This is a genomic window from Microlunatus soli (assembly GCF_900105385.1).
Classification (GTDB): domain Bacteria; phylum Actinomycetota; class Actinomycetes; order Propionibacteriales; family Propionibacteriaceae; genus Microlunatus; species Microlunatus soli.
Window position 1 is genome coordinate 4,012,027 of record NZ_LT629772.1, and the last position, 19,300, is coordinate 4,031,326.

At 67.6% G+C, this 19,300-nt stretch carries 15 protein-coding genes and 1 riboswitch; of the genes, 8 read left to right on the forward strand and 7 right to left on the reverse strand.

What is annotated here, in order from left to right; genetic code table 11:
- The first annotated feature begins 26 nt into the window (after positions 1-26).
- Positions 27-902, forward strand: coding sequence for an aldo/keto reductase (locus tag BLU38_RS18340; RefSeq protein WP_091526918.1), 876 nt, complete (start codon positions 27-29; stop codon positions 900-902).
- Positions 903-1,621: 719 nt separating this feature from the next.
- Here the strand turns inward: BLU38_RS18340 and BLU38_RS18345 are convergent.
- The gene (locus BLU38_RS18345; RefSeq protein WP_091532731.1) at positions 1,622-2,899 is read right to left on the reverse strand and encodes an integrase catalytic domain-containing protein; all 1,278 of its coding nucleotides are present in this window, start codon (positions 2,897-2,899) and stop codon (positions 1,622-1,624) included.
- A gap of 342 nt (positions 2,900-3,241) precedes the next feature.
- Here BLU38_RS18345 and rpsL point away from each other — a divergent pair, with 342 nt between their 5' ends.
- The 5 genes from rpsL to BLU38_RS18370 all read left to right on the forward strand — a co-directional run bounded on the left by rpsL (position 3,242) and on the right by BLU38_RS18370 (position 9,522).
- Positions 3,242-3,613: a 30S ribosomal protein S12 gene (gene rpsL, locus BLU38_RS18350; RefSeq protein WP_091526919.1), complete on the forward strand. Its 372-nt coding sequence runs from the start codon at positions 3,242-3,244 to the stop codon at positions 3,611-3,613.
- Positions 3,613-4,083, forward strand: coding sequence for a 30S ribosomal protein S7 (gene rpsG / locus BLU38_RS18355; protein ID WP_091526920.1), 471 nt, complete (start codon positions 3,613-3,615; stop codon positions 4,081-4,083). The genes rpsL and rpsG overlap by 1 nt, the downstream gene beginning before the upstream one ends.
- A 101-nt stretch (positions 4,084-4,184) precedes the next feature.
- Complete coding sequence (gene fusA, locus BLU38_RS18360) at positions 4,185-6,281, forward strand: elongation factor G (RefSeq protein ID WP_091526921.1); 2,097 nt, start codon at positions 4,185-4,187, stop codon at positions 6,279-6,281.
- A 206-nt stretch (positions 6,282-6,487) separates the two neighbouring features.
- Positions 6,488-7,681, forward strand: coding sequence for an elongation factor Tu (gene tuf / locus BLU38_RS18365; RefSeq protein ID WP_091526922.1), 1,194 nt, complete (start codon positions 6,488-6,490; stop codon positions 7,679-7,681).
- A gap of 266 nt (positions 7,682-7,947) precedes the next feature.
- Positions 7,948-9,522, forward strand: coding sequence for an MFS transporter (locus BLU38_RS18370; protein ID WP_091526923.1), 1,575 nt, complete (start codon positions 7,948-7,950; stop codon positions 9,520-9,522).
- Here the strand turns inward: BLU38_RS18370 and treY are convergent.
- Positions 9,492-11,777: a malto-oligosyltrehalose synthase gene (gene treY, locus BLU38_RS18375; protein WP_231919914.1), complete on the reverse strand. Its 2,286-nt coding sequence runs from the start codon at positions 11,775-11,777 to the stop codon at positions 9,492-9,494. The two genes, BLU38_RS18370 and treY, sit on opposite strands and share 31 nt — an antisense overlap.
- 83 nt (positions 11,778-11,860) lie before the next feature.
- Here treY and BLU38_RS18380 point away from each other — a divergent pair, with 83 nt between their 5' ends.
- Positions 11,861-12,619 (forward strand): DeoR/GlpR family DNA-binding transcription regulator, encoded by a 759-nt coding sequence (locus tag BLU38_RS18380; RefSeq protein WP_091526924.1) that lies wholly within the window; start codon positions 11,861-11,863, stop codon positions 12,617-12,619.
- Positions 12,612-13,814, forward strand: coding sequence for an MFS transporter (locus BLU38_RS18385; protein WP_091526925.1), 1,203 nt, complete (start codon positions 12,612-12,614; stop codon positions 13,812-13,814). Before BLU38_RS18380 ends, BLU38_RS18385 begins: the two co-directional genes overlap by 8 nt.
- Here BLU38_RS18385 and BLU38_RS18390 read toward each other — a convergent pair whose 3' ends face one another.
- From BLU38_RS18390 to BLU38_RS18410, 5 genes are all read right to left on the reverse strand, one after another.
- Complete coding sequence (locus tag BLU38_RS18390; RefSeq protein WP_091526926.1) at positions 13,815-15,053, reverse strand: MFS transporter; 1,239 nt, start codon at positions 15,051-15,053, stop codon at positions 13,815-13,817.
- Between the two features lie 105 nt (positions 15,054-15,158).
- Positions 15,159-16,004 carry an ABC transporter ATP-binding protein gene (locus BLU38_RS18395; RefSeq protein ID WP_091526927.1) on the reverse strand — a complete coding sequence of 282 codons (846 nt, stop codon included), beginning with the start codon at positions 16,002-16,004 and terminating at the stop codon, positions 15,159-15,161.
- On the reverse strand, positions 16,004-17,137 hold the full coding sequence (locus BLU38_RS18400; RefSeq protein ID WP_197679772.1) for a FecCD family ABC transporter permease: 1,134 nt from the start codon (positions 17,135-17,137) through the stop codon (positions 16,004-16,006). Before BLU38_RS18400 ends, BLU38_RS18395 begins: the two co-directional genes overlap by 1 nt.
- Positions 17,138-17,145: 8 nt before the next feature.
- Positions 17,146-18,369, reverse strand: coding sequence for an ABC transporter substrate-binding protein (locus BLU38_RS18405; RefSeq protein WP_197679773.1), 1,224 nt, complete (start codon positions 18,367-18,369; stop codon positions 17,146-17,148).
- Positions 18,370-18,510: 141 nt separating this feature from the next.
- A riboswitch (cobalamin riboswitch) is annotated at positions 18,511-18,688 on the reverse strand.
- A 75-nt stretch (positions 18,689-18,763) separates the two neighbouring features.
- Positions 18,764-19,189 carry an Lrp/AsnC family transcriptional regulator gene (locus BLU38_RS18410; protein ID WP_091526928.1) on the reverse strand — a complete coding sequence of 142 codons (426 nt, stop codon included), beginning with the start codon at positions 19,187-19,189 and terminating at the stop codon, positions 18,764-18,766.
- Positions 19,190-19,300: the final 111 nt, after the last annotated feature.

The following is a 19,300-nucleotide window of genomic DNA, read 5'->3' on the forward strand; positions in this document are numbered from 1 at the left end:
ATCCGACGAGGAAGTTGGAGGCAAGCGTGACCGAACAGACGCAGACCAAGCTGGACGCCAAAGCCAGCGGAACCTTTGAGATCAAGGACCTCGGTGCGGTCCACCGGCTCGGATTCGGAGCGATGCGGATCACCGGCCCGGGCATCTGGGGCGAGCCGGCCGATCGCGAGGTCGCTCGCCAGGTCGTCCGGCGGGCCGTCGAGCTCGGCACCGACTTCATCGACACCGCCGACGCGTACGGGCCGAATGTCAGCGAGGAGATCATTGCCGAGGCGATCCATCCGTACGGTGAGGTCAAGATCGCGACCAAGATCGGACACACCCGACAGGGCCCGAACCAGTGGACCCCCGTCGGGCGACCGGAATACCTGCGGCAGCAGGTCGAACTGATCCTGCGCCGGCTGAAGATCGACAAGATCGATCTGCTTCAGCTGCACCGGATCGATCCCGAGGTGCCGGCCGAGACCCAGTTCGAGGCTCTCGCGGCCTTCCAGTCCGAGGGCAAGGTCGGTGCGCTCGGGCTCTCCGAGGTCAGCGTCGACGAGCTGAAGAAGGCCGCGGAGTTCTTCACCGTCGCCACAGTGCAGAACCGCTACAACCTGACCGACCGCAAGTCCGAGGACGTGCTGGACTACAGCACCGAACAGGGCATCGGCTTCATTCCGTGGGCGCCGATCTCGTCGGGCAAGCTCGCCGAACCGGGTGGTCCGGTGGCCGAGGTCGCCGAGCGGCTCGGCGCAACCTCCTCCCAGGTCGCCCTGGCCTGGCTGCTCCGCCGCTCCCCGGTGATGCTGCCGATCCCCGGCACCGGCTCGGTGGCCCATCTGGAGGAGAACATCGGCGCCGCATCGCTCCAGCTGGACGACGAGGCGTACGAGTCCATCGCCGCCGCCGTCGCCTGACGACCGAGCTCGCTCGCACCGGCTCCCCGGGACCTCGCCTCTCGCCGCCCGCCCCACCAAGGGCGATTCGGCAACACGAGCCGCGATGTGTCCCGGGGTGGTGCTGTCTGCGGGGCGATTTGGTAGCACGGGTTGCGATGTGTGCCGGGGTGGTGCTGTCTGCGGGGCGACTCGGTAGCACGGGTTGCGATGTGCGCGGGGGTGGTGCTGCTTGCGGGCGATTCGGTAACACGAGCTGCGATGTGCGCCGGGTGGTGCTGCTTGCGGGGACCGGATATCGGTCCAGGTTCCGTCGTTGGCTGGGCCGTCCGGAACGGTGCGTTGGGCCGGCGAGGCCTGCAAGCTCGGTGCAGTCGACCGGTTTTCGGGTGCGACCCCGCGGTGAGGTGTGTGAGTTGTGGACACTCGTCCGGTTCCCGCGCAGGGTGTGCGGCGGGAGAGGTGAGCTTCGGACAGTGCGCGTTCTTCGGCCGGCGTGCTCGGGACAAGCACGCGTTCGGGACTGGGATATGGCCGGGACCGGGAGACATCCGGGCAGCGGATCGGTGCCGAGCGACGAGCGAGGTACGTCCCGAGGCTGCGGTCGGCCGGCTTGGCGGCGGGACGTATCCTGGAACACGGTGCGGGGCAACGGTCGCGGCAGCGGGCGACACGCCACGGCGGAGTCGCGCGAGTGACACCACCGGAGCGGCCGGGGACGCTATTCCTGTTGCCTCATGTCAAGATGCCCGCGTGGTTTGGGTCGTTGACTCATCTGAAGATGCCCGCTTGGTGGGTAGCTTCTTGCCGCTGAGGTAGACGTGGTTGGTCTTGGCGCGGCGAGTGATCTGGCCCCGGCGGCGGGCGAGTTCGAGCAGGTTGGCTTGGATGTCGCTGATTTGGTGTTTCAGCTCGACCAGGTCGGTGTCGTGGCGGAGGTTTTCCAGTCGGGTCCGGTCGTGGGGGTCGACCATGTCGCCGAACTGGGTGAGGAGTCGGTGGCTGGGGGTGGCGCCCTGATCGTGACGTTTGCTCACTTTCGCTCCATGCCTGGTTTTGGAGATCAGTCGTTGTTGGGGCAGGAACTGGTTGACCTGGATCGAGACCAGGGGCCAGAGCTGGTTCAGGAGGTCGAGTTCGCGTCGGCTGTCGTAGCGGTAGTAGCCGACGTTGCGGCGCACCACTGACCAGTTCTTCTGCTCGATGTGGGCTTGGTCGTTGGAGTGGGATGACCGCCCGCGGGAGAAGGTGATCTTCCGGCTGGTGCACCAGTTCAGCAGGTGGTGGTTGATGAACTCGCTGCCGTTGTCGGAGTGGATCCCGCTGATGTGGAAGGGGAACCGGAGCCAGAGTTGTTCCAGCCCGGCTGCCACGATCCGTTCGCCTTTGGAGCGGACGGTGATGGTTTCGGTCCAGCCGGTGGCCACGTCAGTGGCATCGAGGCTGTAGTGGAAGTGGCCGTTGGCGTCGCCGCCGTCGTGGCCGACCAGATCGATCTGGATGATGCCGGGGATGGTGTCGTTCCATTCGTGCCAGGTCTTCATCGGGATCGAGGACTTCAACAACGAGCCGGGTCGGGTGTGGGAGATGCCCTTGCCGGCGACCAGCCCGGTCCGGGCCGGCGCTAATCGTCGGTCGATGGTGGCTGCCGACATCTGCCGGACCTGGACGATCACGGCCGGATCGATGTCGGCCAGGTGGCCATGCCGGGCAAGGTTGTTCAGCACCTCGTCCAGTGCCGGTTTCAGTCGCTTCCCGGCCGGGCCGTCCAGTGCTGCCCAGCACCGCTCCAACACCTCGATCGCTGCTGGGCCGTAGGTCAGAGCCGGTTCTCGTCGTTTCCGCGGGGCAGAGCCGTGCTGGGGATCGGCCAGCAGGGTCCGGATCGCCTTCCGGGCATGGTCACGATGCCAGCCCGTTACCCCACACACCGAGTCCAGGATCGCCGACTTCTCCACCTTCGACGCCTTCGGCCACTTGGCTAACTGAGCCTGCGTGATCGCCTTCCGCGCAGCCAACGAGAGCTCCATCCATGAGGGATCCCACGCGGGCATCTTGAGATGAGTCAACGACACGACCTACGCGGGCACTTTGGATGAGTCAACGCGCTATTTTGACCCTCCGCATCTCAGCAGATAACCTTGTTCCTTGTGTTCGGGCTTGCCCGACACTTTGCGCGTGCCCGAGCGCGCCACCGAAGCTCAGCGGCCGGATCCCATCTGATCCTGCCGCGACCCGTGTGGCGCGACCGTCAAGTACCGAACGGATCCGTGAGCGTCCCTGTGGCGTGCGGTCCGCCCCGGCCAGGCTCGTGCATGCAGGGAGTACGAGCAGGTCAGACCAGAACAGAGAGAGAAGCGGTGCCCACAATCCAGCAGTTGGTCCGTAAGGGCCGTGCCGACAAGGTGGCCAAGAACAAGACGCCCGCGCTGCAGCAGTCGCCGCAGCGCCGTGGCGTGTGCACCCGGGTGTACACCACCACCCCGAAGAAGCCGAACTCGGCGCTGCGCAAGGTGGCTCGCGTGAAGCTGTCCTCCGGCATCGAGGTCACCGCCTACATCCCGGGTGTGGGTCACAACCTGCAGGAACACTCGATGGTCCTCGTCCGTGGCGGACGTGTGAAGGACCTCCCGGGTGTCCGCTACAAGATCGTTCGCGGTTCGCTCGACACCCAGGGTGTCAAGAACCGCAAGCAGGCTCGCAGCAAGTACGGCGCGAAGAAGGAGAAGTAATGCCGCGCAAGGGTCCCGCCCCGAAGCGACCGGTCCTCGTCGACCCGGTCTACGGCTCGCCGCTGGTCAGCCAGCTGGTCAGCAAGATCCTGCTGGACGGCAAGAAGACCGTCGCGCAGAACATCGTCTACACCGCGCTGGAGGGCACCCGCGCGAAGACCGGTGTTGATCCCGTACAGACCCTGAAGCGCGCGCTGGACAACGTCCGCCCGAGCCTGGAGGTCAAGAGCCGCCGCGTCGGTGGCGCCACCTACCAGGTGCCGGTCGACGTCAAGCCCGCCCGGTCCACCACGCTGGCGATGCGCTGGCTGGTCAGCTTCTCCCGCTCCCGCCGGGAGAAGACGATGGCCGAGCGGCTGATGAACGAGCTGCTGGACGCCTCCAACGGTCTGGGCGCCTCGGTCAAGCGTCGCGAGGACACCCACAAGATGGCTGACGCCAACCGCGCGTTCGCCCACTACCGCTGGTAATCATTCCGGCCGGCTGAGATATCTCGGCCGTCCACTGCCGTGCAGACCACCAGGTCAGCCACGGCTCCGCCAAACTCTTCTTAAGAGGACGAACCCGAAACATGGCTGTCGAATCCAAGGTCGATCTGGCACAAGTCCGCAACATCGGCATCATGGCGCACATCGATGCTGGTAAGACCACCACCACCGAGCGGATCCTGTACTACACCGGCATCAACTACAAGATCGGTGAGGTCCACGACGGCGCCGCCACGATGGACTGGATGGAGCAGGAACAGGAGCGGGGGATCACCATCACCTCCGCCGCCACCACCTGCTACTGGAAAGACCACAAGATCAACCTGATCGACACCCCCGGGCACGTCGACTTCACCGTCGAGGTGGAGCGCAACCTGCGGGTGCTCGACGGTGCGGTCGCGGTCTTCGACGGTGTTGCCGGTGTGGAGCCGCAGAGCATGACCGTGTGGCGCCAGGCCGACCGGTACAACGTGCCGCGGATCTGCTTCGTCAACAAGCTGGACCGGACCGGCGCCAGCTTCGACTACTGCGTCAAGACGATCCGGGAGAAGCTGAACTCGGTCGCCGCCGTGCTGCAGGTGCCGATCGGTGCCGAGGCCGACTTCATCGGCGTCGTCGACCTGGTCCGGATGAAGGCCCTGACCTGGCGTGGCGAGACCAAGATCGGCGAGGACTACGACGTCGAGGACATCCCGGCCGATCTGCAGGACAAGGCCGACACCGCCCGCGCCGAGCTGATCGAGACCGTCGCCGAGCACGACGACGAACTGATGGAGATCTACCTGGAGGGCGAGGAGCCGACCGAGGAGCAGCTGCGGGGAGCCATCCGACGCGCCGTGCTGTCCAGCTCGCTGACCGCCGTGCTCTGTGGCACCGCGTTCAAGAACAAGGGTGTGCAGCCGCTGCTGGACGCCGTGCTGGCCTACCTGCCGTCGCCGCTCGACGTGCCGGCCATCGAGGGCTTCAAGCCCGGCGATGAGTCTCAGCAGATCGAGCGTCACCCCGACGAGAACGAGCCGCTCTCGGCGCTGGCCTTCAAGATCGCCGCCGACCCGCACCTGGGCAAGCTGACCTACGTCCGGGTGTACTCCGGCGTGCTCGCAGCAGGTACGCAGGTGCTGAACTCGACCAAGCAGCGCAAGGAGCGCATCGGCAAGGTCTACCGGATGCACTCCAACAAGCGCGAGGAGATCGACAGCGTCAGCGCCGGCGACATCGTCGCGGTGATGGGCCTGAAGGACACCACCACCGGTGAGACCCTGTCCGATCCGAACAGCCCGGTCGTGCTGGAGTCGATGGACTTCCCGGCACCGGTGATCGAGCAGGCCATCGAGCCGAAGACCAAGTCCGACCAGGAGAAGCTCTCCAACGCCATCCAGCGGTTGGCCGAGGAGGACCCGACCTTCCGGGTGCACACCGACGAGGAGACCGGTCAGACCATCATCGCCGGCATGGGCGAGCTGCATCTGGATGTGCTGATCGACCGGATGAAGCGCGAGTTCAAGGTCGAGGCCAACATCGGCAAGCCGCAGGTCTCCTACCGCGAGACCCTGCGTCGCCCGGTGGAGAAGGTCGAGTACACCCACAAGAAGCAGTCCGGTGGCTCGGGTCAGTACGCCCGGGTGATCATCAACCTGGAGCCGCAGGAAGCGGGTACGGGCTACGAGTTCGTCAACGCCGTCACCGGTGGCCGGATCCCCAAGGAGTACATCCCTTCGGTGGACGCCGGCATCCAGGAGGCCATGCAGTTCGGCGTGCTGGCCGGGTTCCCGGTGGAGGACATCAAGGTCACCCTGACCGACGGTGCCTACCACGACGTCGACTCCTCCGAACTGGCGTTCAAGATCGCCGGCTCGATGATCTTCAAGGAAGCCGCTCGGCGTGCCGATCCGGCCATCCTGGAGCCGATGATGCGGGTCGAGGTGACCACTCCGGAGGACTACCTCGGTACCGTGATCGGTGACCTGAACGCCCGCCGCGGCCAGGTCCAGTCGATGGACGACGAGCACGGCAACAAGGTGGTCGTGGCGCTGGTCCCGCTGTCGGAGATGTTCGGCTACGTCGGTGACCTGCGGTCCAAGACCTCCGGTCAGGCGTCGTACTCGATGGAGTTCGATTCCTACGCCGAGACGCCGCGGAACATCTCCGACGAGATCGTCGCGAAGTCCCGCGGAGAGTGAGCGTCGGCGTGCCTCGGCACGCCCCGCTCAGCCAGCAACAACATCCTTCCGACCCCAACCGGTTTGACGCACGGGGCTGGTTGGACAAAACTTAGGCCGGATTGCCCCACTCAGGCTTGCCAACCGGGGTCCGGGTAAGAGCAGATCAAGAACCAACGAGGTTCGCCACGCGACCAGCGTGGCGACACAGCAAGTAAGGAGCCCCAGTGGCCAAGGCCAAGTTCGAGCGGACCAAGCCGCACGTCAACATCGGCACCATCGGGCATATCGACCACGGCAAGACCACTCTGACCGCGGCGATCTCGAAGGTGCTCCACGACAAGGACCCGGCGCTCAACCCGAGCACCGAAGCGTTCGACCAGATCGACAAGGCGCCGGAAGAGCGGCAGCGCGGTATCACGATCTCGATCGCGCACATCGAGTACCAGACCGACAACCGGCACTACGCCCACGTCGACTGCCCCGGCCACGCCGACTACGTGAAGAACATGATCACGGGTGCGGCGCAGATGGACGGTGCGATCCTGGTCGTCGCCGCCACCGACGGTCCGATGCCGCAGACCCACGAGCACGTGCTGCTGGCCCGCCAGGTCGGCGTGCCGGCCATGGTGGTCGCCCTGAACAAGTGCGACATGGTCGACGACGAGGAGATCCTGGAGCTGGTCGAGCTCGAGGTTCGCGAGCTGCTCAGCGCCCAGGAGTTCGACGGCGACAACTGCCCGGTGATCAAGGTCGCCGCGTTCCCGGCCCTCAACGGTGACGAGAAGTGGACCAAGTCCATCCTCGAGCTGATGGATGCCGTCGACGAGTACATCCCGGAGCCGTCGCGTGACACCGACAAGCCGTTCCTGATGCCGATCGAGGACGTCGTCACGATCACCGGTCGTGGCACCGTCGTCACCGGTCTGGTCGACCGTGGCGTGCTGAAGGTCAACGAAGAGGTCGAGATCGTCGGCATCACCGACAGCTTCAAGACCACCGTCACCTCCATGGAGGTCTTCCGCAAGACCCTGGATCAGGCTCAGGCCGGCGACAACGCCGCACTGCTGCTCCGTGGCACCAAGCGTGAGGCCGTCGAGCGTGGCCAGGTCGTCACCAAGCCGGGTTCGGTTACCCCGCACACCGACTTCGAGGCGCAGGTCTACGTCCTGAACAAGGAGGAGGGCGGCCGTCACACGCCGTTCTTCAACAACTACCGTCCGCAGTTCTACTTCCGGACCACCGACGTCACCGGCGTCGTTGAGCTCCCGGAGGGCACCGAAATGGTGATGCCGGGCGACAACACCACCATGACCGCTCAGCTGATCAAGCCGATCGCCATGGAAGAGGGTCTGAAGTTCGCCATCCGTGAAGGCGGTCGTACCGTCGGCGCGGGTCGCGTCACGAAGATCATCAAGTGAGCAAGAGCTCAACGATCATCAAGTGATCATCTGATCACACACGTTCGACGGCCCGGATCGGTATACCCGATCCGGGCCGTTGGCGTTCGATGGATTGCCGACATCCAAACACGCCGTACGGCGCCGCGACCGTCCGCATCGGACATGATTGATAATGTCCTGATGCGGACAGGAGTTGCCGCAGTAATTCGCTTCAGTACGTCGATAGAGGCGAATCCTTATCCATGAACTCTTGCGGAATTCCCGCATTCTCCTAAGGTGAGTTCGTGACCGTGAGATCCCACTCGGGTGAGCCCGACCCTGGTCGCGGCGAGCCTGCCAGGGACCCGCGATTTCTCGGCTACCTGGCGGGCGCGGCACTCGCCGACGTGGGTGATCAGGCCTGGATCGTCATCCTGGCCTACGCAGCCGCGCAGACCGGTGATCCGCTGACCGCGACCCTGACGGTTGCCGCCGGGACCGTGCCGCGAGCGATCCTCGATCTGGTCGGCGGAGCGGTAGCGGATCGACTGCCAACCCAGCGATTGCTCGCCCTCGCCGCGGCGGGCCGGGTGCTGGTTCTGCTGCTCGGCCTGCTCTTCCTGGCGCAGGCACCGCAGAACACGATCTGGATCATGGCCGGGGTCGCGATCTTCTTCGGAGCTGCCGACGCTTTGCACAAGCCGGCGATCGCGACGCTGCCACGCCAGCTCGTCCCGGTCGGTCAGTTGGTGAAGGCGATCGGCTATCGACAGCTGGCCGGCCGGACCGCGCTGCTGGTCGGTCCGGCCGTCGCCGGTGTGGTGCTGTCCGCTTGGGCGCTGCCCGGATCGATCGCCGGACTCGTCGTGCTGTTCGCGGCCGCAGCAGTGCTGCTGGCGGTCATCCGGACCCGCTATCAGCGGGAGCGTGCGCCCCGACAATCGGTGATCGCGGCCACCCGGCAGGTGATCGACTATCTGCGCGTCGACGAGTCCGCACGGGCTCTCAACTTCACCATGATCGGGCTCAACTTCTTCGTGACACCGGTGGTCAATGCCGGCGTGGCACTACGAGCGCATTCGCTCGGTTGGGGGCCGCACACGCTCGGTCTGCTGATCGCCGGCATCGGGGTCGGGGCGGTCATCGGAACACTGATCGCGCTCCGTCTGAAGCCGACCTATCCGATGAGATTCGCGCTGATCATGCTGATCGGCCAGGGCGCCGGCATCGCGCTGTCCGGGGTGTTGCCGCTGGTCGGCTCGGCGATCGCACTCTGCTTCGTCGGATTCACTGCCGGGATCTCCTCACCGATGCTCGGCGGCACCACGCAGGCGATCATCAAGGAGAGCTATCTGGGCCGCATCTATGCGCTGCAGGGTCTGGCAGACGACGCGCTGATCCCGTTCGCGTTGATCGGCTACGGAGCGATGGCCGGGTGGATCGGCGTCACCCCGACCACCGTGATCTGCGGGCTCGCGATGGCCGCGTTGATGGCGGTCAGTCTGCTGCGCCGGCCGTTGCGCAATCTGCGGATCGACCTGTCGACGACAGCGCGGAGCGCCGACGCCGACGACCAGCCCACGGGCGCCCAGACGGCGGCCGACCGGGCCGATCAGGAACGGTCCGCCGACCCAGCGACCGACGACGATCGGCCGGCCGACGCGGACGACGCCGGGCCGCGGGACGGCCAGCCCGGTCCGGCCGCGCGAGTGCCCGAGCAGCAGGACGCCGTGCCCAGCGAGGCGTTCGACACCGTTCGGAACGGGGAGCCGGGGCCCAGGCACGGTGGCAAGACCTCCGGCATCTCGGGTCTGCCGCGGCATGCCGCCGCCGGGGCGGTGGCCGCCGATCAGCGACGTTCGAGCAAGGCGACCGGATAGCGATCGAGGATCCGCTCGACCGCCGTCGTCGCCGTGTGGGTGGTCCCGGTCAACAGGTCCAGCCAGCGCCCCGGCGGTAGCTGGACGGTGGTGTCGCCCCAGACCTGGGGCAGCATCCGCGACCGCAGGGTGTACGGCAACCGGGTCGCAATACTGAGCAGCGGGCCGCGATCGAAGGCGATCAGATGGGACGCGGCCGGACCGGTCGCGAGCACCGGCCGATAGTCGTCCAGCAGCAACCGCTGCCGAGCCCGCAGGGCGCGGCTGGTCACCCACAGCTTCAGTCCGTCCCGGTCGTCGGCAGCCGGACCCGCGGAATGCTCCAACTCCGCCAGCCGCTTCCGACGAGCAACGAAGTCGACCGGCCGCCGGTTGTCCGGATCGACCAGCGAGTCGTCGAAGAACTCGGTGCCCTGATAGACGTCCGGGACACCGGGAGCGGTCAGCTGGATCAGCTTCTGACCGACGGCGACGGTGGCTGCTGCCGGCCCGATGAGTGCCCGGAACTCCGCGACCGTGGCGGCCAGCTCGGGGTCGTCGTAGACCTGATCCAGGGCATGGTGGACGGCCCGTTCGGCCTCGTCGTCTGGGTCGAGCCAGGTGCTGATCGTCGCGGCCTCCCGGATCGCCTTCTCCGCATAGCCGTGCAGGCGATCCCGGTCGATCGGGCCGACCGCGGCGACGGTCTGCCAGAGCAGCTGGGCCAGCGCCGGATCGGGCATCGGGCAGCGGTGCATCAGGCGGTCGGCGACGGCCTGCCACCGGTCGGGAAGCTCGGCCAGCACAGACACCGCGGCCCGGACATCCTCCGACCGCTTGGTGTCGTGAGTGGACAGCGTCGTCATGGTGGCCGGCCAGTCCCGCAGGCGTCGACCGGCCGCGGCGTGGAAGTCTTCCACCGACATCCCGAATCGTCCCGGATCGCCGCCGACCTCATTGCTGCTGATCAACCGGTTGTAGCGATAGAACGCGGTGTCCTCGACACCCTTGGCCATCACCGCTCCGGTGAGCTGGCCAAACCGGACGGCCAACTCGTCCTCGGCATCGGTCAGTCGGGGCTGCAGCGCATCCGCCGTTGCTGCCAGCTCGGGCCGTTCGGCCCGAAGTTGATCAAGGACCGTGGTGATCCGGCGAGCGTCGCCCGGCAGGTAGGCCCGATAGACGTCCAGCCGTACGGCAGCGGCCGCGATCAGCTCGGCGGCGCCGGGCTGCGCCGGAGCCAGTGCGGCGATCCGCCGCAGCTCGGAGCCGAACAGGTCGGCCAGCGCCTGGGTCTTGCCCTCCCGGACATGATCATCTTCGGTTCGTCGATCGCCGCTCAGTCGTCGATACACCTCGGTCATCGGCTGCTCGGCGGACGGCTCGACGAACACGGCGGCGATCTCGTTCAACGCGTCATAGCCGGTGCTGCCGGCCACCGGCCAGTCCGGCAGCTCCTCACCGGGCTCCAAGATCTTTTCCACCACGATCCAGCTGTCCGGAGCGAGCGCTCGCAACCGGTCCAGGTAACCGCCGGGGTCGGCCAGCCCGTCGGGATGGTCGACCCGCAGCCCGATCACGCCGTCGGCGACCAGCTGCCGGATCCGGGTGTGCGTGGCGTCGAACACCGACCGATCCTCGACCCGGACGGCGGCCAACGTGTTCACCGCGAAGAACCGGCGGTAGCCGAGCTCGGTGCCGGCCAGCCGGAAGGACCCCAGCCGGTAGTGCTGACGATCATGCACCTCCCGGGCGGTGCCGCCGTCGGTGCCGGGCGCGATCGGGAACCGGTGCTCCCAGTAGCAGAGCAGCCCGTCCTCGATCCGCAGCCGACCGAGTTCGGCCGGATCCTCCCCGAGGACCGGCAGCAACAGCTTGTCCGCCGACCAGTCGATGTCGAACCAGTCGGCGTAGACGGAGTCCCGGCCGTAGGTCAACACGTCCCACCAGGCCGGATTCTGCTCGGCGACCGCAACCCCCAGGTGGTTCGGCACGATGTCGACCACCACCCCCAGGTCGGCCGCGGTCGCAGCAGCGAGGAACCGTCGCAGCCCCGGCTCGCCGCCACGCTGTGGATCGATCCGGGTCGGATCGGTGACGTCATAGCCGTGGTCGGAGCCGACCGTCGAGGTGAGCAGCGGCGACAGGTAGACCGCGTCGACGCCGAGCTCGACGAGGTAGTCCAGCAACGCGGTCGCGTCGTCCAGGGTGAAGTCGGGCCGGATCTGCAGCCGGTAGGTCGACCGGGGTGCCGTGTTGCCAGCGATACGGGTCACAGCGGTGACCTTACGGCAAGCGCCGACGGCTATAACAAAGATTTCTGGCTTGCGTTCGTAAGTTCAATTGTTACGATTCTCGGGTGGATGGTGCCGAACGACGATCGAGGATCCTGACCACCCTGGAAGGTCGCGAACGGGTCGGGGTCGCTGACCTGGCTGTCGAACTGAACGCCTCGGAGGTCACGATCCGTAAGGATCTGGACGATCTGGCGGCGGCCGGTGCACTGCGCCGGGTGCGCGGCGGGGCGGTCAGCGCCGCCCGGCGTGGCTTGACCGCGCCGTTCGTGGTCCGGGAGCGGGAGGCCTATCCGGAGAAGGAACGGATCGCCCGGGCTGCCGCCGAGCTGATCGGGGACGGCGAGGCGGTGCTGCTGGACAGCGGTACCACCGGACTGCAGACCGCGATCGCGCTCGCCGATCACGCCATCACCCTGATGCCGCTGTCGGCGCGGGAGATCGCCGCGCTGGTCGACGCGCCGGGTGTGGCGTTGGTGCTGCCGGGAGGGCCGGTCCGTCCGGTCGAGTTGGCCTTCAACGGAGCCGTCGCCGAGCGTGGGGTGGCGATGATGCGTTTCGACACCTTCTTGTTGACCCCGTGCGCGATCACCGCCGAGCACGGCGTCACTGCCTACGACGTGGACGACGCGACGATCAAACGGACCGGCATCGATGCCGCCAACCGGGTGATCGCGCTGGCCGAAGGGCGCAAGCTGGCCCGTACCGCGATGGCCGCGGTCTGCGAGCCGGGGGAGATCGACATCCTGATCACCGACCGGGACGCCCCGGTCGCGGCCACCGACGCACTCGTCGAGTTGGGGATCGAGGTCGTCCGTGTCTGAGGCGCTGACCGCGACCCGGCCGTCCCGACGGCTGCGTCGCAGTCGGGTCACCGTGACCGCGGTGTTCGCCACCCAGGGCATGTTGTTCGCCTCCTGGACGGCGCACATCCCGTTGGTGGCCGGACGGCTGCGACTGGACGACGGGACGCTCGGCACCGCGCTGCTCGGCGCCCCGCTCGGATCGGTGCTGGCGATGATCATCGTCGGCTGGTTGCTGCCCAGACTGGGCAGTGCGGTGCTGGTCCGGGCGACGTTGATCGGCTATCTGGTGAGTGGCTGTGCGATCGGGTTGGCCGACAATGCGGTCGGCCTGTTCGTCGCGCTCGCCGTCTGGGGCTTCTTCCAGGGCTCACTCGATGTCGCGATGAACACCCAGGGTGTCAGTGTCGAACGTGGCTACGGCAGGCCGTTGATGTCGGGGCTGCACGGCGCGTGGAGCATCGGTGGGTTGCTCGGTGCACTGATCGGCACCTCCGCCGTCGCTGCCGGGATCGACCTGCTGCCGCAGTTGATCATCGTCGGTGCGGTCCTGCTGGTGACCAATCTGGTGCTGACCCGGTCGATGCTGGCAGACCGCAACGATCGCGGCGATCATGGTACGAAGCCCGGACGTCGGCGGGTCTTCTCCCGGGTGGTGCTGATCCTGGGCGGCGTATCGATGGCCTGCATGCTGTGTGAGGGTGCAGCGGCGGACTGGTCGGCGAAGTATCTGCACGGCAACCTGGGCGCACCGGCCGGTGTCTCCGGCCTGGCCTACGCCGGCTACCTGGCCGCGATGGTGGTGGTCCGGCTGACCGGTGACTGGCTGCTGCGCCGCTATCGGGCTCGTACGGTATTGCCGGTGCTCGCTGCCGCATCGACGGTCGGGATGACTGTCGCGTTGCTGGTCGGTCAGCCGGCCGTCGCGGTGATCGGCTTCGCGGTCCTCGGCCTCGGACTGGCATCGGTGGTTCCGGCCGCCTTCACCGCGGCCGGCCGGCTCTCCGGCGGCAACGCCGGCGGAGCGATCGCCACGGTCTCGGCACTCGGCTGGGCCGGCTTCATGTTCGGTCCCGCGGCGATCGGCCACCTCGCCGATCTCGTCTCGCTGCCCGTCGCCCTGGGCATCATCCCGGTCCTCACCGCGGTGATCGCCTGTGGCGTCCGGTTCACCGCAGCCTTCCGTGAGCCCGATCCGGAAACCGGGCCCCGGTGATCACGGCACGGTCTGCAGTCGGGACAGACTGCGCCGCCGCAGCACCGTCCAGCAGGCGATCGCGAGCCCGGCCGTGCCGGCCGCGACGAACAAGGTCCAGTCCTCGGCGAGGACGCTGAGCCTGCCGCCGGCGGTCGTTCCGAGGGCGCTGCCGCCGAGACCCGCGGCGATCATGGCGGTGTAGGACTGTCCGAGGAAGGCGGGCCGGGCGACGTCATCGAGCAGGGCGGAGTTCGCCACCCCTGCCGGCGCCTGGACCGCTCCACCGGCGGTCATCGCCGGGAACATCGCCCACGGGTGCCCGCTCAGCAGTGCCAGGACGCCGTTGATCACCGCACCACCGATCTGGCAGATGATCAACTGCGTCCCGAGTGCGATCCGCCAGACCCTGCTGCCGTAGACGATGCCGGCGACGATGTCACCGACCGACGAGGCTGCGAACAGCAAGCCGGCCAGGTACGTGACGTGGTGGGTGAGTGCGACGGCCGGCACGGCGACCGAGGTCAGACCGCCGACCAGGCCGGCGCCGAAACTCGCGCCCAGCACGGTGATCATGCCCGATGTCAGGAGTCCCGGCAGTCGGACGCCGCGGTGCTCCTCCGCGGGCGCCGGTCGCCAGTGTCGGGACCGGGCAGTGCCGGCGAACACCAGCCCGCCCACCGTCGCCGCGACCGCCGCCGTCAGGACGGCGGCGGCCGGACCGGACAACACGACCAGGCCGGAGACCACCATCGGACCGCTGATCATGGCGACGTTGAACTGGGTGCCGAGCAGTGCGTAGGCCGACCGGCGGTCACCCGGCGCCGACACCATGACCGGGATCAGCACCCGCATACAGGTGATCACCGCCGGGATCGCGACCCCGGAGAGATAGCTCAGCATGATCAACACCGGTGCCGGTGCGTGCCCGACCGCAGCGAGCGTCAGGCCGCCGAGTGCCAGGCCCGCGGTCGGCCCGGCGGCGAGCAGTACGACCGTCTGGCCGTACCGATCGAGCAGCCTGCCCTGCACCAGCAGGCCGCAGGCATTGCCGACGGACAGCGCACCACTCACCAGACCGGCCTGCGCCATCGATCCCGACGAGGTACGGATCAGCAGCAGCACGCTGAGACCCAGCATGCTGATCGGGAACGAACCGAGGAATGTCGCGCCGTAGCCGATCAGGGCGCCGGGCAGACGGAGTACACGTACATAAGGGCGGAACACGTCCTCACCTCCGAGGGTGTGTAGCCCGCCCATCGCGTCCTCGCCACGCAGCCGTCGGGACGCGATATCTCCCTGAACTATTCGGTTGGTGAGCCAGAGATTACCAGCAAGCCGAGGCGGTCCTGCCCGGCGAATCGGTCAGTCGCGGACGCCGAAGGTGCGGGTGCTGGCGTCGAAGACGGCATGCTCGGTGCCGAAGACATCGGCGATCAGCCCCTGATCGATCAGCTCCTGCGCGGTGCCCGAGGTCAGTCGATGATCATGGATCAGCCAGAGCCGGTCGGCCATCCGCAGCGCCAGCTCGACCTCGTGGGTGGAGATCAACACGGTGATCATCCGGGTTCGCGCGATCCGGTGCAGTAGCGACATCAGATCGACGCGGGCGCCGACGTCGAGGAAGGCGCTCGGCTCGTCCAGGATCAGCACATCCGGTTCGGTGACCAGAGCCCGCGCCAGCAACAGCCGCTGGCGTTGTCCGTCGGACAGCTCGGCGAAGCGCTGACCGGCGGGCTCGGTGGCGTGGAGATCGGCCAGCACCCCGTCGATCAGCCGATGATCATCGGCGCCCAGCCGACTGACCAGACCGAGATAGGGATGTCGACCGAGCTCGACAACCTCACGCCCCGTCAGCAGCCCGGCGTCCACCCGTTCGGTCAGCACCACCGCGGTCCGACGGGCCCGCTCCCGGGCCGGCATCCGGAGCAGGTCATGCTCGACGCCCGCAGGGTCCCGCCAGCCGACGCTGCCGGACAACAGCGGCTGCAGTCCGGCGACCGAGCGCAACAGGGTCGACTTGCCCGCACCGTTGGGTCCCAGCAGTGCCGTCACCTGCCCGGCCCGCGCCGTCGCATCGACGTCGTCGACCACGATCCGGTCCGGGCTGCGACGCCACCGCAGGCCGGCCCGATGCGGATGCCGATAGCCGGCCCGCAGGCCGGTGAGCCTCAGCCGGGAAACGCCGGCCGCGGACGTGGAGTCGATCATCAGACCGCTCCTGCCGACAGCCGCCGGGAGCGGAGCAGGACGATGATCACCACGGGAGCGCCGACCAGTGCCGAGGTCACGTTGATCGGCAACACCGCGTCCTCGCCGGGCAGCTGGGCAACGATCGAACACAGGCTCGAGGTGACGATCCCGACCAGGATCGAGGCCGGCATCAGCAGCCGGTGGTCCGAGCTGCCGATCGCCAGCCGGGCCAGATGTGGCACGGCGATCCCGAGGAACGCGATCGGGCCGCAGTACGCTGTGACCGCGCCGGCGATGACGGCCGTGGCCACCATGGCGACGATCCGGACCCCGACCACCGGCACGCCCAGTGATCGGGCGTACAACTCGCCGAGCAGCAACGCGTTCAACGATCGGGCCAGCACCGCCGACAGCACGATCGCGCCGGTGATCACCGGCACCAGGATCAGCAGGTCGCCGCGGGTCACCCCGCCGTACGATCCGAGTCCCCAGACCACGTAGCGCTGCAGTCGGGTCGGGTCGGCGAAGGCCAACAGTAACGAGGTGATCGCACCGACCGCCGAGGACAGCATCACGCCGGTGATCAACAACGTGATCACCGATCGGACCCAGCGGCCCAGCAGCAAGATCAACAGCAGCACGGCCGCTGAACCGACTGCCGCGGCGGCGGCGACGGCGAGCCGGGAACCTCCGACCAGACTGACGAAACCGCCGGTCAGGGTCCCGCTGCCGAGGGTGACCAGGGCGACGCCGAGCGATGCCCCGGAGGAGACCCCGAGGATGTACGGGTCGGCCAGTGGGTTGGCGAACAGGGTCTGCATCAGCAACCCGGCGATGCCCAGCCCGGCGCCGACGGTCGCCGCGGTGATCACTCGCGGCAGCCTGATCTGGCCGAGCAGCACGGCGGTGGAGGGATCGTCGGTCCGGCCGGTGAAGGTGAAGCCGAGCAGATCGTGCCAGCCGATCCGGACCGACCCGATGGTCGCGCCCAGCCCGATCGCCACCGCGGCGGCGACCAGCAGCAGAACCAGCGTCAACAACGGACGGCCCCAGCCGATCCAGCGCGGTCGCCGGCCAGCCGAGTCCTGCGGCTCGGCCACGCCGCCCCGGTCACCGGCTGTCGGCCCGGTCGCCCGTTCGACCCTGCTCACGACGGCGGCTACTTCAGCTTCCGGTAGAAGGTGAAGCGGTGCCCCGGCTCCAGGTCGGGATGGGTGATCGCGATCAGGTCACCGACCACCAGATCGGGACGGAGCACGCCGAGCTCGAAGATGTTGTTGCCGCCGGCGGCATTGACCTGCTTGCTGGGCGCCCAGATCGCTCCCGACTTGTACGCGGCCAGCTGGGCGAATCGAGGTTCGTCGGCCAATGCTTCCTTACGGGTCTTCCAGTTCGTCGAGGTGATCCAGATCTTGGCCTTGCCGGACTTGGTGAACACCTGCTCCAGGTCGGGACTGGCCGAGGACGGCGAGGTGTCGGACTGCCAGGCCCAGCTGCCGCCGGCATCGGTGATCATCTTGCCCATCACCGTCCCGCCGGTCGGCATCGTCCAGACGCCCTGGTACGGCTGGCTCAACAGCACCTCGGTCGGGTCGGCCTTCGCCGCCTTGTTGACCGCGGTCCGGTAGTCGCCGGCGATGGTGTCGAAGGTCTCGGCCGCCCGCTGTTCGGTCCCGGTCAGTGCTGCGAAGAACTTGATCCACTCGGCCTGACCGAGCGGGGTGCGCTCCAGGTATTCCGCGTCGGCCAGCACCGGGATCCCGGCCTTGCGGACCGTCGCATACGCCGGGTCGTCCATCCCCGCGGTGATCAACGCATCGGGCTGACTGGCCACGATCTTCTCCGCATCGGCGGTGCCGGCCGGAGCGAACTCGGTGACCTGGTCGCCGGCGACCCTGCTCCTGGCCGCGGCCGAGTTGATCAAGGACTTGGAGGCGACGCCGGTCAGCACGTCCAACTGCCCGAGCGCCTCCAGGCTGGGGATGTGGGTGGTCGAGGCTGAGAACAGACTGTGCACCGGGGTGCTCAGCTGTGGTGCCTCGGCCAGCTCGCCGGTCAGGTCGGGTTTCGGCGCACCGCACTTGACCAACACGTAGCTCTCCGGCTTGCCGCCGACCTCGGGCCGCTGGACGGTGATGACCTGGTACGACTTGTGGTAGCTGATGTCGAAGTTCGTTGCGTACTCGAGCTTCTGCTTGACTCCGAAGTAGTCGGTCTTCGGGTCGAAATCGCTGATGCAGCCGGGCGACCCGCTGGACGGCGCCACCCCGGGAGCAGGCGACGATCCGACCACTCCGCAGGCGGTGGCAGCCAGGGTGGTGACGATCGCGACCAGCGCCATCGCTGCCTTGCCGGGCGTGCGATGCAGCAGCTTGTTGATCATGTACGGCGAACTCCTCGTGCACACAGCTGACGCCGGGAGTCCGACCGCGACACCCGTCCGACGGATCGTGGTCGGCAGAGTGTCGGCGATCTTCCCTCGAGACCCCACGACGCACGGATCGGCGATCCGCGCCCCGACGGCAGGTTTTCGGACTCGTGGGCAGCGGGCCGGATCACCGGGCCCGTTCGGCCTACCGACTACCGCTTCCCAGGAACCGTTCACCGCCGGATCGAGGTCCGGCGCCGTTCCCAGTGCGCTCTTGCAGTCGTCGTTCCCACTCACCGCTGCGGGGCAGTCCCGGTCTCGCACCGGATTCCCTTCCCGTCGGCAGCAGCGAGTCTATCGCTCAGCCCGGATCCGGGCTCAGCCCGGATCCACCACCGGTGGATCGGACTCAGAGATGGGAGAGCACGATCGCACTGCGGGTGCGGACGACGTCGTGGTGGGTGCGGATCTCGCCGAGCACGCGTTCCAGGTGGCCGGCATCGGTGCACCGGACGACCAGCAACCCGTCGGCCTCGCCGGTGACGGTGTAGCCGTCGTACACCTCGGGGATCGCGGCGGCGAACTCCTTCATCTGCTCCGGCGGGATCTGTCCGTTGCAGTAGATCTCGACGAACGCCTCGATGTTCCAGCCGAGTGCGGTCGGATCGACGTCGGCACCGAAGCCGCGGATGATGCGGTCCTGCCGAAGCCGATCGACACGGCGCTTGGTGGCCGCCGTCGACAACCCGACCTGTTGCCCCAACGAGGCATAACTTTGCCGGCCGTCTTCCATCAGCAACGCAAGAAGCTTGCGATCCGTGTTGTCGATCCGCAACGATTCGTCCCTCTCCGTCCTTGCAGAGCATAACCCGTGCGAGCCGCATCGAGTCCCGCCGCGACGACCGGGTTCGTGACAGTTGTCAGTCGGGACTGCTGACATTCCGGC

Excerpts from the sequence above, each read along its gene's own strand:
- rpsG (WP_091526920.1), top strand. The coding sequence starts at position 3,613 with ATGCCGCGCAAGGGTCCCGCCCCGAAGCGACCGGTCCTCGTCGACCCG.
- fusA (WP_091526921.1), top strand. The coding sequence starts at position 4,185 with ATGGCTGTCGAATCCAAGGTCGATCTGGCACAAGTCCGCAACATCGGC.
- BLU38_RS18390 (WP_091526926.1), bottom strand. The coding sequence starts at position 15,053 with ATGGGCGGGCTACACACCCTCGGAGGTGAGGACGTGTTCCGCCCTTAT.
- BLU38_RS18395 (WP_091526927.1), bottom strand. The coding sequence starts at position 16,004 with ATGATCGACTCCACGTCCGCGGCCGGCGTTTCCCGGCTGAGGCTCACC.
- BLU38_RS18405 (WP_197679773.1), bottom strand. The coding sequence starts at position 18,369 with ATGATCAACAAGCTGCTGCATCGCACGCCCGGCAAGGCAGCGATGGCG.